We start from the raw sequence: 15,761 nt of genomic DNA, 5'->3' as shown, positions 1-15,761 counted from the left end.
AAACGTATATTTTACCGATGGTCTTTCGCGAAGAAGTGCATCGCCTTTTTTAAGATTTCATTCTCCTCCTGGAGTTCACGAATCTGTTTCTGCAGTTCCTTCAGCCGTTGGTCTTCCGGCTTCAGCCCTTGTACAGCAACAATTTCCGGCTCACGGCTATATTTCTTCACCCAGCCGTACAAGGTATTGGCGTTAATCTTTAGCACACGTCCGATCTCTGCTACCGGCTTCCCACTCTCCTTTATGTATTGGACGGTTTGCTTCTTGTACGCTTCATCGTGTTTGATATTTTTCATAGACACGGGCTCCCTCGCTCAAATTGTTGAATCTAGTCTAGTCTGTGTCTACAATTCAGTCTAACTGCACTGTATGGGGTATTGCTTGGGCAGCAGAAACCACAAGTTGGGGAGCGACCGTTACAAATGGCAGTAACAAACACAGTATACGATAGCTCCCCGGCGGAACACGACAACAAAAATAAGGGTATACTGCGCAACAATAACAAGAGGCAGAATGGACAGCATGAAAAACTTGAAACTTTTTTTGCCGCAGCACTTAAAAAAAGCAGGGAATTTGATATATATCCATCAGACGATGCAGAAGGAAAGCATGGATTGGCTAGCGTCCCGTTGCGGGCTGCGTAAGCAGCTAACGCTTGAACTGAGGTTGAAGACATGGTTTCAATACGCATCGGACTTGATGGGTAAAAGGAAGGATGATATGCACTACAAAGCAAAGCATATCTACGTAGGTATTGACCTGCACAAGAAGACCCATACGGCAGTTGTGGTCAATTGCTGGCACGAGAAGCTATGTGAAGTTACATTTGAAAACAAGCCATCGGCATTCCCTGAACTGATTGCATTTGTAAAACAGTGCAAGAAACGAGGCGTTACGCCGATCTATGGATTAGAAGACGTGGGCGGCTATGGTCGTTCGCTGGCTGTTTACTTGCTAGAACAGAAGCAACAGGTGAAGGAGGTCAACTCTGCCCTGTCGTATGCGGAGCGCAAGAGTAATCCCATCGTACAAAAAAGCGATAGCTGGGATGCAGAATGTGTAGCGAAAATCCTGCTAAACAAGCTGGACATGTTACCGGATGCAAACCCACAGGACGTGTACTGGACGATTGGTCAATTGGTAACGAGAAGGAATGGCTTGATTAAGGCATTGACCTCGCTGAAAAACCAATTGCACATGCAGCTCAGCTACCATTTTAACCAAGCTATAAAAGGTTCTTTAGCGAGTTGGACGGTAAATGTGCATTAGCATTTTGGCACAAGTACCCATCGCCTTATTTGTTGAAAGACGAGACGGTAGAATCGCTGGCCCATTTTCTGCGATTAACCAGCAACAACGCTTGTTCAACCCGAAAAGCCGAGCAATTGCTAGCGTGGATTCAGGCGGATGGCGACACGACCCGAACGTATCAGGAGCAGCGTGACTTCCTCATTCGTAGCCATGTCCGTGACATAAGGTTCAATAAGAAGGAAATCGCCCGAGAAGAAGGCGAATTACATAGCATGATGCAGCAACTTGATCTTCAATTGGAAACGATGCCGGGCATAGACTTGGTAACATCTTCAGCATTGGTAGCTGAAATAGGCGACATACATCGTTTCGCTAGTGCAGATAAGCTGGCTCGTTTTGCTGGAATTGCCCCTGTAAAATGGGTTCCGGCGGCAAGCACGCCAACCTGAAAAGCAGACAAGGCAATCGAGTGTTGCATGGACTGTTTTACAATCTGGCTGTCCAGCAAGTGCAAGTTTCAAAAGAAAGCAAAAAGCCACGCAATCCCCTGTTTTATGAATACTTCAACCGTAAGAAAGAGGAAGGAAAAACACCAACGCAAGCCTTGGTCTGTGTCATGCGGTGGTTAGTCAACATCATCTATGGCATGATGAAGCATAAAACAGCGTTTCGTCTGCCTGAACAAACCGAAAAACAAGCAAGCTGATTGGTGGGATCGCTAGTAATCTAGCAACCACCGTATATTTTCAATAGATTAGCTTTACAACATAGGGGACGGGGAATGCTGTTCCTAAGATGAAAGAACCTGTAGTAGCTAAAACCCATAGAGGATTAGAGTATGAGTTTGAAAATCCATCTGGAAGCACTTTAAATTGGATTGAACAAAATTCCAAAAATATTCCTAATGCAATTACAATTGCTAAAAATAGCAAGAACCCTGGAACTGCTATTGAGGGGAAAGTAGGCGAATTTGTAAACAGTAAAACAGAAGTTACCCATTTCGGTGTGAAAGTGGAAAACATTACAACTGGAAACCGTGCTGGGGATATTGATATCGCTACACCAAATCAGTTCATAGAGGTCAAAAAGTCCACAAGTGTACTTAAAAAGGATCAAATAATAAAATATACAGATTCAAATGATCCTAATTATTTTAACTATCAGAATAAAGAGGTTATCATTTATATTGATGAGCCGATTAATATGTCAAATCCTAGAGTAGTGGAATTAATTAAGAGCATAGAAGAGATACCAGGTGTAAAAATAGTTAATTCCCTCGATGAACTTGGAAAGGTGCTGAAGTAATGGCGATTTTTTTAGCTAAAGAATCTTTGAATATTTCATTATTGAATATTTTAGAAAATATAGAAAAAATATCAGAAAATAATAATTTATATTTTGTATTTGATAAGAGATTTGACGAGTATGGAAATTTTAGGTGTATTCATGCCACTATAAGTGATATTCCGCTTGACAAATATTCAGAGAGAAAGATTCCATTCTGGGCATTTGATGAGAAGTTTGAACATAATAACTATATAAACCTTGATTTTTATAATCCAAGTGAAAATCTTTTCAGACTGATTATGGTGGAAGATTACAACCTGAACGAAGAAATACTGCTTAAATTTAGTTATCATTTTATCAAGGCATATAAAGATATCAAGCTCTGGACGGAATTTGATTGGTTTTATGAACTAGATGATTTAGAGAAAATAATTAGAAATCCGTTTGATAATGAATGGTGCTATAAAAATCCAAAGGAGAGCTTTTAAGGTAACATGGAGGCAGTTAAAAGGGGCTAGGATTTTTGTGTAACCATCGTTCAACATAATCAACCAGCCACAATGCGAACTTGCCACCCGTATTGTGGTTTCTTTTTTTATCTGCCGCATTAATCTAAACAATACAAACATACAAGTGGCGGCTATTCAAAAACACCCACCCAGTGTCGGTGATAATTGGTAAAACAGTTGCCGCCTTCTTTATTCCTTATTACTACTTAGGGGACGCCAAAGCTAACTTGGATAAAATTAGAGAAACTGCGCCGGATTATTATCAGGATTTAATGGATAAGTATGGTGATAAGGGAACTTATCATGCTAGAACACCAGATGAGTATGGAGATTTGGCAAGAGACCCAGTCCATAAGTTTAACATTGATGAAGAACGACAGGGTGGGCTTGAATTAGAGTAGAGTTAGTGGCTTCACATTTCTTAAATATTGAGTAATCCAAATTTGACTTTGTCAAAACTACGCCATTCATACTAACCTCTAAAAAGTTAATTGATGCCAGATTAGAATAATAAAAATCAGTATTGGTTAATAAACATTTCTGTAATGTTGAGAGGTTATAAAAACTACGTTTTATGAATCTGTAGTAGAAGAAGTGAATTTTTGTAATTCTAGTATGATGAAAGCGAGGTTTATTCATTCTACTCTAAAAGATGTAAAATTTATATATTGTGATTTATCGAGAGCATCTTTTAGGAATTCCATTCTTCAAGATGTAGACTTTACTGGTGCTGATTTATCTGAAGTAGATTTATCCAACGTAGAGATTTACAATGTTATTTTTAATGGGGCTTTTTACAATCATAATACTACTTGGTCTGAAAATATTAGCCTAGAGGAAATGGGAGCTATTTTCAAAAAAGATTAGAATTGGGTCCTTGTTAAAATCTTTGTAGACCCGTTTACAATCTCAACAACAAGATCGTATAATTCAACCAGTAAATTAAACACTAGCTGATTCAAATACTTGATAAACTTTAAAAAGCTCTTTCCAACTTGAGCTATCAGTAGGAATGAGCTTTTTTGCGTGCAGAAAATAAACGAAGGAGTTGAATGACATGGAAAAACAATACAGGTAATAGAGGGAAACGCTAAGCAATGGTTCTCGCCAGGGAATCAATCGTTGCTACTAGATGATCATCAGGTGAAGCTGCATGCGAAGGGTGGCGCCTCACAATTAACATTGGTAGAGGGCAGCGGAATTATCGTACATAGTGCAGGGAGCATCGATCTGACGGCTAAGAATATACGAGTCAATCCAGACTTTGTTAGTGAACAAGGATCAATCCCGAGTGAGGGTGTGCAGGTTAATCTAACCGCAGGTGAATCGGTGGTATTCGTATGTGAGGATTCGAGTATGATGCTGGATGGGAAAAGACAACAGGCACATTTTCGCTCAGATCGAATCGCAGTGGAAAGCCCAGAGAATCCATTAGATATCATGGTCTTCACCCAAGACAGTGTGCAAGAGGCGTTAGCGTCTTACGAAGAAGCAAGACTTAAGAGTCTGCCTGTCTTCCTGCCAGATGGAACCTTAATCACAGGAGATAACCTGGATGAGGAGCCACTGCTTGATTACTTCATGAAATATGTGTACAAGCCTAATGGGATAGGAACGCCTCCTCTAACTGAATATGATCTGTGGCTGAAAGAGACCTATGGTAAGAGTTACACCCAGAAAACACTCGAATATACCATACAAGGGGATTATGCAGATGAAGTGACAGGATGGGGGATATTTGCTCGAACCCTCCTAGGATTCACTGGAGCAGACTTACCAATGGACATCAGTGATCTTTCAGAGAAATTCTACAACTGGGAGTGGAGCTGGTCACATGCAAAAGATACAGGAGCAATTGTTCTGTCGATGTTCCCGTTTTTGGGTGCATTTAAGTCATTCAAAAAAATCAAAAACTTAGATGATGCAGAAGAGATTATAAGTGGAATACGCAGGGGAGGAGGCACCTTCTACGACGAGGTAGGGAAATTAAATACGATAAAGCGTCTTCCAGATGGTACGTACGAAATCCTAGATTCCAACGGCAAGTTAGTGAAGAAGCTAGATAACGAAGCTGATGTGTTGGATGCGATGGGGATTAAGATTGCTGAGGGGACGTCTAAAGTTGATTGTCCTGAATGTACAATTTCCAGAAGCAAGTATCCTGAAACAGCACAGCATATTGAGGATGCTATCAAAAATGGGCATCCTGATACTTTGACAATTAAACGTGATGGGGCAAAAGCCAACAGAAAAGAATCTCTTAAGGGTCATGAAAAAGTTTCGGGCAAAGACCTTGATGAATATCCACCAGCAATGTTTGAAGAAGGTGGAAAAGGAGCGAGTGTTCGTCCTATTTCACCGTCGGATAATAGGGGTGCAGGCTCAACAATAGGGCATCAGTTGAGACAATACCCTGATGGAACGCAAATAAAGATAAAGATTGACGATTGACCTATGTTATTATTTATGGAACGAGGTGATTTCTGTGAAATCTTTAGACGAGCTAATTCTACGACCTGAATCTACATGGTTGATGGTACAGGAATGGGCTTCAAAAGCTACGAATGACGTTGAAATCCTAGCCGTAAGTAAGCAAGATGCCAGCAATGTATTATATCAGCTACAAGTCACTACCAAATCTGTCTTGGGGGCTGTCTCATACTATACTGGCGGTATTCTAGTTGAGCATGGCTGGTTACGTTTTTTAGGTTCTGGCAGTGTCAAATTACCTAGAAGTCTGACAAGTTGGAACGGAGTAAATTCCAATGGTAAGAGTTCAAGAATGCAATCATCATTACTGATTGCAGATGATGTAGTTGGTGGTTTTTATGCAATGAATGGCGGGGCTTTTGAAGGTAAGCTCGGTGAAATATTTTATCTTGCACCTGACACCTTAGAGTGGGAGAGCCTGGATATGCAGTATTCGGATTTTTTGAACTGGGCTTTTCTTGGAGATGTAAGGAAATTTTATGAATCATTCCGCTGGAACAATTGGTTAGAAGAAGTAAAATGCTTGGATGGTGACAAAGGTGTCTTAATTTATCCATATCTATGGGCAGAAGGAGACGCTCTAACCAATCGAACAAGGGCGATTGTTCCAATTGAAGAATTATGGAACGTCAACATGGCAAACAGAGAAAAACTTGGAATCGAATAGTATTTCCGACCTTGATTGGCTCATGCCTTTCAAGGTCTCTTTTTTCATTCCCATGACATACCCGCGCACCATGCACCATGAATATGGTAGGCGGGTGATAACGAAGCCAAGCAAATTCATTTATACATGCTCTGTGAAGATTAATCTGAATCAGTAAATCATCTATATAGTGCGGGGAGATGCGGCAATCTAATCTAATACATTCGGGAGTTAGCGTTATTCCTTAAGCAGTCTGTTATTTCGATGTGACAAATTCAAGATTCAAAAAACGCTCTATGCTTCTGTATGTCTGTTGTGATTCCTGCCTGTAGAGTGTCTAACCTAATGTGGAGGATATTACGAAAGGGGCAATCATTCATGAATCACCCAGTCAAAGAATGCATACAGAAGCTAGGGCTAACACATCGAGCGTTTGTTGTCCTGTATGACATCTCATGGGAAAGGTTTCGTAGTTGCCTGTATGGCTATACCGATTCCATCCCCCGCGCCATCCTGAATATCATGGTACAGCATGGCTTTGATGAGTACGAAGCACAGCGGCAGTATCTATTATGGAGGAAATGGAGCGTTCAGCAAAAGCTAGCCGCCCCCGCCGCCACAGAAGGGTGGGCGCATCCATAAATCGACTACCCTTAGATACAGCCCTAACTCTGATGCGGCGGGAGTATGTGCTCGGTCATTGTTCCAATGATATGGACGAGCTTGTCGGCATCTTCGTAAAGTATGTCAAGGACCCGATGCCACAAGAGCAAGTCGAGCTAAGCCTTGCACATTACCTTGCTAGATCGAAGCACAATGATGTCGTTCATCGGAATCAAGTCATAGCCAAAGTCGCTCGATTCCTAAATCAGTATGATTGGCGGTTATCCAGTAATCATATAGATTACTACCGTAAATACTTGCCGTTGTTTGGCTAATCTGTCCCCCGCCGTTGTGCAGGGATTTCTTTTTGTGCAGGTCTTAACTGCCGCGTCCCCCCTTCGTATAGAGAAATTGAAAGAGCAACGCTTCTGACAAAAAAGAAAAGGATGATGAATATGGCAGTATATCAATGGTTGGATGACATGAAAAACCAGTTTCACTACATTGACGACGAGGGCGCATTCGCGGAACTGGACGTAGAACAGGAGAAAGGCAGTTACGTAACATGCCGCCAGGCGAATAATACAGGGATATCTGAAAAAACGGTGAGCAAAATGCTAAATGGACTTGTTGACAAGGGGATCATTCGTAGAAGGCATACGTCCTCGACCGATATATTCATGGTTTGCGATCTGTCGAAAAACCCTTATATACTGCTGAGCGAGGGGATTCATTATTGGATAAAAACCTTTATTCGCAGATGTCTCCCCGAAGGAAACAGAGCTAGAAAGATTGAGAACCTGTTTGCCTTCGATGTTCCCATGAGATGCTATTCAGAGCATGAGTGGCACAGGACGTTGCTATGACAATGCAAGGATGGAAAGCTTTTTTGCTACGTTAAAAAAAGAAAAGCTCTACAAGATCAACACCGAGCGCTATCCGATGGCCTATATGAAATCGATCATCTTCAGATACATTATGGTCTACTATAACAGACAGCGGATCTACACCTCTAACCCTGGGGGTTGGCCCCCAGTCATTTATCGTCAGAGGATGTATTCACAAGCTGCTTAGTAACGGGATTTCTGTATGAGGGTGTTTTCAAACTGCACTTTTCTTGACAATTCCATTCAACCAATAACACTTATAACCCTAGTAATACCCATATAGAGTTTTCTTTATTTTGGTTGTACGTACATCAAGTGTTTTAATTATACCCTAAGTAATTCTATTCCAATACATCTAGCAGGTTGATTATGGGCAGGCACTACCATGATTGACCTGATTTTTGTTATCTTCGTTTTCTTCAGATTTATCACAAAATCTCAACTATTTAATCAACTGAAACAGATAGTTACGGCGGAAGGAATTGATCGTATCTTAGTGCGGGGTTAAGACAACTTTTGTATTGTTGTTAATGAGAAGGTCATGTGTCAAAAGGCTAGTCACCAATCCTCTCATTCCTATAATACACAAAGTATTAAATTTGTAAGAAGTTATGATTGGTGGAGAAGCGCATGAATAACGTACAACTTCCGTCGACGAAGTTCACGCTGAAAGGCGAAGCCAACGTACTCGGGTACAAGATCCATCTTGTAGGCTGATTTTTGGCAAACCTATGAACAACACATATTTTTCAGCCGGAAAGATACTCTCTTTTAAAATAGTCCGAATTGTTTTGAGATATAACAGATTTCAATTCGCCACTTTTAACTACCATACAAGTATGGTAGTATTGCAGTATTATCATAACGAGCTGTGATCAGAGGAGGTGAACCATTGAATTTCACGTTAAAGCCTGTGCAATCGGTGTCGACGCGCGACGCTGTCTATGCTTCGCTACGAGAGCTTATTCTGAAGCTGGAGCTCCCACCGGGCACCGCGATTTCGGAGAAGGATATTGCGCTCAAATTCAATGTCAGCCGTACGCCTGTTCGAGAAAGCTTCGTAAGGCTCGCACAGGAGGGGCTGCTGGAGGTGTATCCGCAGCGTGGTACATTCGTATCGCTCATCGACACGAATCTGGTAGAGGAAGCGCGGTTTATGAGGGAGCAGCTGGAGGTAGCGGTTGTGAAGCTGGCCTGTGCTGATTTTCCGACGGAGCATATGGCGGCGCTTGACGATAATATTACGCGTCAGCGTGCTTGTATCGATGCACACGATTACCGGCTCATGTTCGAGCTGGACGAATCGTTCCATCGAACGATCTTCGAAGGCTGCAATAAAAGCAATACGTGGGCTGTGCTCGGCGGCATTATCGCGCATTTGAACCGAAGCCGCATGCTTCGGCTGGCTGTGGATCATCAATGGAATCATCTGTTCGAGCAGCACCGCAGCATCGTCGAAGCGATTCGTGTTCACGATGCGGAATCGGCTGTCAAGCTGATGACGGATCATATGCATTTATCGGTATCCGATCAAGCACTGCTGAAGGAGAAGTACCCGGATTATTTCAAAGCATAACGAGGGTAGAACAACTTAACTGCTACTTGGAGGCGAATTTCCGAATGAAAATGGTATTCCGCTGGTTCGGTGAAGGCAACGACACCGTATCGCTTGATCAAATCCGTCAAATCCCGGGCGTGGAAGGCATCGTATGGGCGCTGCATGACGTTCCAGCAGGCGAAGAATGGCCAATGGACAAAATAATGGCCGTCAAGGAGCAGGCTGACCGCGCCGGGCTGCATATAAAGGTCGTTGAAAGCGTCAACATTCATGAGGATATTAAGCTCGGATTGCCAACGCGCGATCTCTACATCGACAACTATAAGAAGACGATTGCCAAGCTCGCTCAAGTCGGCGTCAAGGTCATTTGTTATAACTTTATGCCTGTGTTCGACTGGCTGCGCACTGATCTGCATAAGGAGCTGGAGGACGGCTCGACGGCGCTGTTCTATGAGAAAAGCCGTATTGCCGACATCGATCCATTCGATCTCGTGAAAGAGATTAATAAAAACTCTGCGTTGACAATGCCGGGCTGGGAGCCAGAACGTCTCGCACATCTGACGAAGCTGTTCGAAGCCTATAAGGGCGTTACCCAAGAGGATCTATGGGCGAACTGCAAATATTTCTTGGATGAGATTATTCCGGTTGCTGCCGAGCACGATATCAAAATGGCAATCCACCCGGACGATCCGCCATGGCCGATCTTCGGTCTGCCGCGCATCATTACGAGCCAAGACAATATTCGCCGCTTCCTCGCGCTGCATGACAGTCCGTATAACGGCATAACGCTGTGCAGTGGATCGCTTGGCGCGAATCCGGCGAACGATATCGTGTCGATGGTGCATGAATTTATTGATCGCATTCCATTTACGCATATCCGCAACGTTCGTATTTACGACAATGGCGATTTCGTCGAGACGTCGCACCGGACGCAGGACGGCTCGGTTGATATTGCCGGCATTGTACAGGCTTTCGCCGAAGAAGGGTTCGAAGGCTTCGCGCGTCCGGACCACGGCCGCCATATTTGGGATGAGCAATGTCGTCCGGGCTACGGCCTATACGACCGCGCGTTAGGCATTATGTACTTGTGGGGCGTATGGGACAGCCACCGCAGAACGCTGGAAGCTGCGAAAGGATCGGTGAATTAAGATGGCAACAACGAACTTATTCCCTGCAATTGCAGGCAAAGTTGTCGTCGTAACAGGCGGAGCAGGCGTACTGTGCCGTGTGATGGCCAAAGAATTGGCACGTCAAGGAGCACGAGTTGCCATTCTGAACCGGACGTTGTCCAAGGGCGAGGAGGTTGTTGCAGAAATCCGCGAAGCAGGCGGCACCGCGATTGCGATTTCCTGCGATGTAACGGACGCAGACAGCGTTGCGCATGCAGCAAAAGAAGTGCTTGCCAAGCTCGGTCCGTGCGACATTCTGATTAACGGCGCAGGCGGCAATCACCCAAGCGCCAACACGACGAATGAGACGTTCTCCCCTGAAGATATGGCGAACCCGGACGTCACGTCATTCTTCGACCTGAGCATTCAAGGGTTCCGCAACGTGCTTGACTTGAACTTCGTCGGCACACTCATTCCGACGCAGGAGTTTGCGAAGCAAATGCTCGGACGCGAGGGTGTCTCGGTCATCAACATTTCGTCGATGAGCGCGCCTTCGCCGATGACGAAAGTTCCAGCGTACAGTGCGGCGAAAGCAGCGATCGAGAATTTCAACCAATGGCTGGCGGTCCATCTTGCTGAGGCAGGCATTCGCGTTAATGCGATCGCGCCAGGCTTCTTCGTTACAGAGCAGAACTATAAGCTGCTTAAGAATGAGGACGGCTCTTTGACGCCGCGCTCGCACAAAATCATTTCGCATACGCCAATGCGCCGATTCGGCAAACCAGAGGATCTGCTCGGTGCGCTGCTCTGGCTGTGCGACGAGACGATGTCCGGCTTCGTTACCGGTATCGTTGTACCTGTCGACGGCGGCTTCCTGGCTTACTCCGGCGTTTAATTATCTGGAGTCGTAAGTTGCAGCTTCGACAGCAAGAGCTATAAGATATGCGGCACGACCGCGATTGAACTACGCTGCCAGAAGGCGACAGCCGAAGGCAGTTCTGTTGAATTAGAGGAGGATTGTCGATATGAGCGAAAGAACGAAACGCAGCGGGGGCTATGAAGCTTGGCTCGATTACCGTCAGCTGCCAGCGAACGATCGTCTTGTGGCGCTTGGTCGCTTCAGCGGACGGATTCTTGTAACAGAATCGGCGGAGGTCGTCCTGTCTGCGGCAGCAGAATTAAATTGGGCACTCTGTGAAATGCTCGGCCGATCTCCTGTCATCTCGGAAGAAGCGGGCGGTACGGGCGGCTGTATCGCCATTGGTACGTTCGGCGGCGGTAACCCGGGTGTTGACCGTGTGTTCGGTCATGACGGCCAGCCTGCAACAGGGGATGAAGGCTTCGCGATCAGAACGGACGCAGCAAGCGGCATCGTAGCGATCGGTGCGGAGAAGCCTGCAGGCGTTCTGTACGGTGTATTCCATCTTATCCGATTGATTGCGGCGGGCTCATCGCTGGACGATCTCGATATTCTCGAACGTCCGGTTAACAGCATCCGCATGATTAACCAATGGGACAATATTGATGGCAGCATTGAGCGTGGATATGCGGGCCAATCGATTTTCTATAAAGATAATGAAATTGTGAGCGACATGGGCCGGATCGAAGATTATGCGCGTCTGCTGGCATCGACGGGCATTAACGCGATCTCGATTAACAACGTTAACGTACATAAGTACGAGACGATGTTTGTTACCGAGCGCTTCCTGCCGGCTATTACGCGTATCGCTGCGATTCTGCGCCGTTATGCGATTAAGCTGTTCTTGAGCATTAACTTTGCGAGCCCGATTGAAGTCGGCGGCTTGTCGACGGCTGATCCGCTCGACGAAGACGTACGTCAGTGGTGGAAGGATAAGACGGCAGAGCTGTATAAAGCGATTCCGGACTTCGGCGGCTATTTGGTGAAAGCCGATTCGGAGAACCGTCCTGGTCCATTCTCGTACGGCCGTGATCACGCAGACGGTTCGAATATGCTGGCTGAGGCTCTGAAGCCATACGGCGGTCTCGTTATTTGGCGCTGCTTCGTTTATAACTGCAAGCAGGACTGGCGCGACCGTTCCACAGACCGTGCACGCGCGGCATACGATCACTTCAAGCCGCTTGACGGACGGTTTATGGACAACGTTATTTTGCAAATTAAGAACGGTCCGATGGACTTCCAAGTACGCGAGCCGGTGTCGCCGTTGTTCGGTGCGCTTGAGCATACGAACAGCATGATGGAGTTCCAGATTGCTCAGGAATATACGGGACAAGCCCGCCATATGTGCTATCTCGTGCCGCAATGGAAAGAAGTGCTGGAATTCGATACGTATGCGAGAGGAGAAGGCTCCTACGTTAAACGCGTCGTGGACGGTACGATTTACGGCTACAAGTACAGCGGCTTCGCAGCGGTATCGAACATTGGTGACAGCAACAACTGGACGTCCCATCCGATGTCGCAGGCCAACTTGTACGGCTATGGCCGCCTGGCTTGGAATCCGGAGCTGTCTGCTGAGGAGATTGCCATCGAGTGGACGAAGCAAACGTTCGGAAGCGATGAACGAGTCATCCGTACGATCGTTAGCATGCTGATGGATTCCTGGAGCATCTACGAATCGTATACGGCACCGCTCGGAGTAGGCTGGATGGTTAATCCTGACCATCACTACGGCCCGAACGTGGACGGTTACGAGTATTCGAAGTGGGGTACGTACCATTTTGCAGATTGCCACGGCATCGGCGTCGACCGCACGGTCGAAACGGGTACGGGCTATTCGCATCAATACATGGGACCTAACGCAGCTAAGTTCAATTCGTTGGAGACTTGTCCGGATGAGCTGCTGCTGTTCTTCCACCATGTTCCGTACACGCATGTGCTGCACTCGGGTAAAACGGTCATTCAACACATTTACGATACTCACTTCGAAGGGGTCGAGCGCGCAGCGACGCTGCTTGAGCGCTGGAATAGCCTCGAAGGGCTGATCGAGCCAGAGACATTCCGCATCGGTGCAGCTAAGCTGGCAGAGCAAGCGGAGCATTCGAAGGAATGGCGCGATATGATCAACACATACTTCTTCCGCAAATCGGGCATTAACGACGATCACGGCCGGAAAATTTATTAATGCATTACAGCAAGCCTCGGCTTTCTATGAGCCGGGGCTTTTTTTGTTGTAGTTTCGAGTATAGGCATAAGTGACAATCCATTCCCATACTGGAGCGGCGAGCGTGTGGGCGAGTGGGATGAGATAAGTGCCGAAAGGCACTTATGGAGCGTCGATCGGGCGTGAGCGCGAGAAATAGGTGCCGAAAGGCACTTACGCGGAGCCCATGCGAGCGAATGGGCCGACCGAGCGACTACTGCGCCACACTGCCAGGCTCCAACTGATAGTCCAGCAGCAGCTTGAACGGGCCTGCTGCGTCTCGGCACAGCTGTTGGTATCCGCCTTGCTGAACGATGCGGCCGCCTTCCAGCACGACGACCTGATCCGCATTGCGGATCGTCGACAGCCGGTGGGCGATGATGATGATCGTCATCGTCCCCTTCAGCCGGTCCAGTGCAGCTTGAATATGGGCCTCGTTCTCGTTGTCGAGCGAGCTTGTTGCCTCATCCAATACCAGGATTGAAGGCTTCTTCAAGATCGCGCGCGCCAAGACGATCCGTTGCCGCTCGCCTCCCGACAGCCGGGTGCCCCGATCTCCGATGATCGTATCGATGCCGTCCGGCAAATGGTTGACGAATTCGTCTGCGGCGGAGAATCGGAGCGCTTCCCACAGCATCTCTTCGGATGCGTCTGGCTTCAGCATAAGCAGATTGTCTCGGATGCTTGCGTTGAACAGAAAAGGCTCCTGCGGCACATAGCTGACCGATTTCCGAAGTGCAGACACGTTCTGCTCCGTAATCGGTATCCCGTCCACTGCGATATCGCCTTGCTCAGGCCGCAGCAAGCCGATGACTAGATCGATTAACGTGCTTTTCCCAGCGCCGGATTTACCTACGACAGCGGTTGTTTCGTTCGCCGGAATCGTTAATTGAATGCGTTGAAGCGCATAGTCGGACACATCCTGGTCATATCGGAAGCTGACATCCCGGCACTCGATGCTGCGCCTGATCGGCAGAGGCGTACAATCGTCGGCATTCATGTGCGGTAAGCTTTCCTTTGCCTTCTCGCATTCAAGCTGCAGCATATTCAGCCGATGAACGGCCGGGAGAACGGATACAAGCTGCTGAACATTACTTTGAATCGACATGAACCGCGGCCATAGCCGCGTGAACACGAGAACGACAAGCATTAGCTGTTCGATGCCTGAATGGAGCAGCTGGACGGAGACATAGATGAAGGAGACGAGCAGCAGAGCGGATACCGTATTGAACAGCAGCTGAGTGTTCATCTGCAGTTTTTTGAAACGAATAGAGTTGTTCTCCATTTGGCGGGACAGCTGTTGGAACCAGTTCAAGTGTACGGCCTCCAGCCGATTGCTTTTGATGTCCTTCATGCCGCCGAGCTGGTCGGTGACGCCTGCGAAATAGCTTTGCCACAGCTCGGTCGTCTGTCCGCCGATCCGCCGGGCCTTTAAGACGCTCCGCCGGGAGAAGAGCATAAGCGCTAGTCCGCCAATGAGTACGAGCGCAGTTAGCTTTGCCGATGCTGCGAATGCAATCGCAATTTGGATCCCCGTGAAGATGGCCGCCGACATGAGACTAAGCGCAATGCTTACGCCCTGTCCGGCGCGCCCGAGCTCCGTCGTCATGATATGGTGGTAATCCGATCGTCTGCCTTTAAGATAGAAGGTCCAATCGGCATGCAGCAGCAGTTGATACGTTTTGACGCGGAGCTGCCCCATAAAACCTTGCTGAATCCGGGCATCGAACAGCGCTTGCTGCTGCTGGAACAACGATTGGCCTACGGTAAGCAGGAGATAGAAGGCGAGAATGATCGTCAGATTGACCGGTCCCGTCAGTTGCTGCAGTATATCAACCGCAGGAGAGATGAGCGGAATGTTGTCGATGTTAAGGCTGGAAAGACCAATATAATGAAGCATCGGGATTAACATCAACAGCCCGACGCCGTTCACGATCTCAACGAGGGTCATGGCTATGACGTTCACATACAGCCGAAATCCAGCATAGGTATGAAGCTGCTTCAGCAGCCAGAGGAATGGCTTCATAGACGGTGGCGCTCCTTTACACGAATCGCCCTTATACGATCTGATTGTATAAGGGCGATATGCCGTTTAAGTATGAATTACGAGAAGTATTCCGGTGGAATAGGGCCTGTGTTGCTGCCTGGCTCCGGACTGTCCGTTAAGTCGATATCCAGTTGGCCGCCGATAAACGTCCAGTCCACTTGCTTCCAGCCCGTACCGAGCATCGTCTCCTTGACGGAAAGAGTATCCAATTTCGGTGCTTCCCACGATTTTCTCATCGTATTCACCTCCTTTCAG

The 15,761-nt window shown here is 46.9% G+C and carries 15 protein-coding genes and 1 pseudogene; 13 read left to right on the top strand and 3 right to left on the bottom strand.

From position 1 onward, the window contains the following. Window positions 1–11 precede the first annotated feature (11 nt). On the bottom strand, window positions 12–296 hold the full coding sequence (locus PXY01_RS13625; protein WP_127570564.1) for a transposase: 285 nt from the start codon (window positions 294–296) through the stop codon (window positions 12–14). Between the two features lie 424 nt (window positions 297–720). Here PXY01_RS13625 and PXY01_RS13620 point away from each other — a divergent pair. From PXY01_RS13620 to PXY01_RS13550, 13 genes and pseudogenes are all read left to right on the top strand, one after another. Next, window positions 721–1,957, top strand: a pseudogene (locus tag PXY01_RS13620) (IS110 family RNA-guided transposase). Window positions 1,958–2,046: 89 nt separating this feature from the next. Beyond that, window positions 2,047–2,556, top strand: coding sequence for a hypothetical protein (locus tag PXY01_RS13615; RefSeq protein ID WP_127570563.1), 510 nt, complete (start codon window positions 2,047–2,049; stop codon window positions 2,554–2,556). Continuing rightward, complete coding sequence (locus tag PXY01_RS13610; protein ID WP_127570562.1) at window positions 2,556–3,026, top strand: hypothetical protein; 471 nt, start codon at window positions 2,556–2,558, stop codon at window positions 3,024–3,026. Before PXY01_RS13615 ends, PXY01_RS13610 begins: the two co-directional genes overlap by 1 nt. Window positions 3,027–3,274: 248 nt before the next feature. Further along, window positions 3,275–3,448 (top strand): hypothetical protein, encoded by a 174-nt coding sequence (locus tag PXY01_RS22365; protein ID WP_164744413.1) that lies wholly within the window; start codon window positions 3,275–3,277, stop codon window positions 3,446–3,448. Window positions 3,449–3,662: 214 nt separating this feature from the next. Beyond that, the gene (locus PXY01_RS23320) at window positions 3,663–3,914 is read left to right on the top strand and encodes a pentapeptide repeat-containing protein (RefSeq protein ID WP_127570560.1); all 252 of its coding nucleotides are present in this window, start codon (window positions 3,663–3,665) and stop codon (window positions 3,912–3,914) included. Between the two features lie 276 nt (window positions 3,915–4,190). Continuing rightward, the gene (locus PXY01_RS23170; protein ID WP_307719383.1) at window positions 4,191–5,498 is read left to right on the top strand and encodes a NucA/NucB deoxyribonuclease domain-containing protein; all 1,308 of its coding nucleotides are present in this window, start codon (window positions 4,191–4,193) and stop codon (window positions 5,496–5,498) included. A 34-nt stretch (window positions 5,499–5,532) separates the two neighbouring features. After that, window positions 5,533–6,204, top strand: a complete 672-nt coding sequence (locus PXY01_RS13590) for a DUF2625 family protein (RefSeq protein ID WP_127570559.1) — start codon at window positions 5,533–5,535, stop codon at window positions 6,202–6,204. A gap of 1,037 nt (window positions 6,205–7,241) precedes the next feature. Next, a complete protein-coding gene (locus PXY01_RS13575) occupies window positions 7,242–7,652 on the top strand; it encodes a helix-turn-helix domain-containing protein (RefSeq protein WP_127570557.1) in 411 nt (136 codons plus the stop codon). Beyond that, window positions 7,627–7,860 (top strand): IS3 family transposase, encoded by a 234-nt coding sequence (locus tag PXY01_RS23080; RefSeq protein ID WP_218028222.1) that lies wholly within the window; start codon window positions 7,627–7,629, stop codon window positions 7,858–7,860. The genes PXY01_RS13575 and PXY01_RS23080 overlap by 26 nt, the downstream gene beginning before the upstream one ends. Window positions 7,861–8,565: 705 nt before the next feature. Next, window positions 8,566–9,249 (top strand): GntR family transcriptional regulator, encoded by a 684-nt coding sequence (locus PXY01_RS13565; RefSeq protein WP_127570556.1) that lies wholly within the window; start codon window positions 8,566–8,568, stop codon window positions 9,247–9,249. 44 nt (window positions 9,250–9,293) lie between these two features. After that, a complete protein-coding gene (gene uxuA, locus PXY01_RS13560; protein WP_127570555.1) occupies window positions 9,294–10,379 on the top strand; it encodes a mannonate dehydratase in 1,086 nt (361 codons plus the stop codon). Between the two features lies 1 nt (window position 10,380). Beyond that, window positions 10,381–11,235, top strand: a complete 855-nt coding sequence (locus tag PXY01_RS13555) for an SDR family oxidoreductase (protein WP_127570554.1) — start codon at window positions 10,381–10,383, stop codon at window positions 11,233–11,235. A 130-nt stretch (window positions 11,236–11,365) separates the two neighbouring features. Then, window positions 11,366–13,441: an alpha-glucuronidase family glycosyl hydrolase gene (locus PXY01_RS13550; RefSeq protein WP_127570553.1), complete on the top strand. Its 2,076-nt coding sequence runs from the start codon at window positions 11,366–11,368 to the stop codon at window positions 13,439–13,441. A gap of 232 nt (window positions 13,442–13,673) precedes the next feature. Here PXY01_RS13550 and PXY01_RS13545 read toward each other — a convergent pair whose 3' ends face one another. Together PXY01_RS13545 and PXY01_RS13540 are read right to left on the bottom strand one after the other, a co-directional pair. Beyond that, window positions 13,674–15,485: an ABC transporter ATP-binding protein gene (locus PXY01_RS13545; protein ID WP_127570552.1), complete on the bottom strand. Its 1,812-nt coding sequence runs from the start codon at window positions 15,483–15,485 to the stop codon at window positions 13,674–13,676. Between the two features lie 77 nt (window positions 15,486–15,562). Beyond that, window positions 15,563–15,742 carry a paeninodin family lasso peptide gene (locus tag PXY01_RS13540; RefSeq protein ID WP_127570551.1) on the bottom strand — a complete coding sequence of 60 codons (180 nt, stop codon included), beginning with the start codon at window positions 15,740–15,742 and terminating at the stop codon, window positions 15,563–15,565. Window positions 15,743–15,761: the final 19 nt, after the last annotated feature.

The organism is Paenibacillus xylaniclasticus (genome assembly GCF_004001065.1).
GTDB classification, from domain to species: domain Bacteria; phylum Bacillota; class Bacilli; order Paenibacillales; family Paenibacillaceae; genus Paenibacillus_T; species Paenibacillus_T xylaniclasticus.
This window is presented reverse-complemented; position numbering and strand designations above follow the sequence as displayed.

What these genes read in the sequence shown, in the direction of transcription:
- PXY01_RS13625 (WP_127570564.1), bottom strand. Translation starts at nt 296, where the DNA reads ATGAAAAATATCAAACACGATGAAGCGTACAAGAAGCAAACCGTCCAA.
- PXY01_RS13615 (WP_127570563.1), top strand. Translation starts at nt 2,047, where the DNA reads ATGAAAGAACCTGTAGTAGCTAAAACCCATAGAGGATTAGAGTATGAG.
- PXY01_RS13610 (WP_127570562.1), top strand. Translation starts at nt 2,556, where the DNA reads ATGGCGATTTTTTTAGCTAAAGAATCTTTGAATATTTCATTATTGAAT.
- PXY01_RS23320 (WP_127570560.1), top strand. Translation starts at nt 3,663, where the DNA reads ATGATGAAAGCGAGGTTTATTCATTCTACTCTAAAAGATGTAAAATTT.
- PXY01_RS13575 (WP_127570557.1), top strand. Translation starts at nt 7,242, where the DNA reads ATGGCAGTATATCAATGGTTGGATGACATGAAAAACCAGTTTCACTAC.
- PXY01_RS23080 (WP_218028222.1), top strand. Translation starts at nt 7,627, where the DNA reads ATGAGTGGCACAGGACGTTGCTATGACAATGCAAGGATGGAAAGCTTT.
- uxuA (WP_127570555.1), top strand. Translation starts at nt 9,294, where the DNA reads ATGAAAATGGTATTCCGCTGGTTCGGTGAAGGCAACGACACCGTATCG.
- PXY01_RS13555 (WP_127570554.1), top strand. Translation starts at nt 10,381, where the DNA reads ATGGCAACAACGAACTTATTCCCTGCAATTGCAGGCAAAGTTGTCGTC.
- PXY01_RS13550 (WP_127570553.1), top strand. Translation starts at nt 11,366, where the DNA reads ATGAGCGAAAGAACGAAACGCAGCGGGGGCTATGAAGCTTGGCTCGAT.
- PXY01_RS13545 (WP_127570552.1), bottom strand. Translation starts at nt 15,485, where the DNA reads ATGAAGCCATTCCTCTGGCTGCTGAAGCAGCTTCATACCTATGCTGGA.
- PXY01_RS13540 (WP_127570551.1), bottom strand. Translation starts at nt 15,742, where the DNA reads ATGAGAAAATCGTGGGAAGCACCGAAATTGGATACTCTTTCCGTCAAG.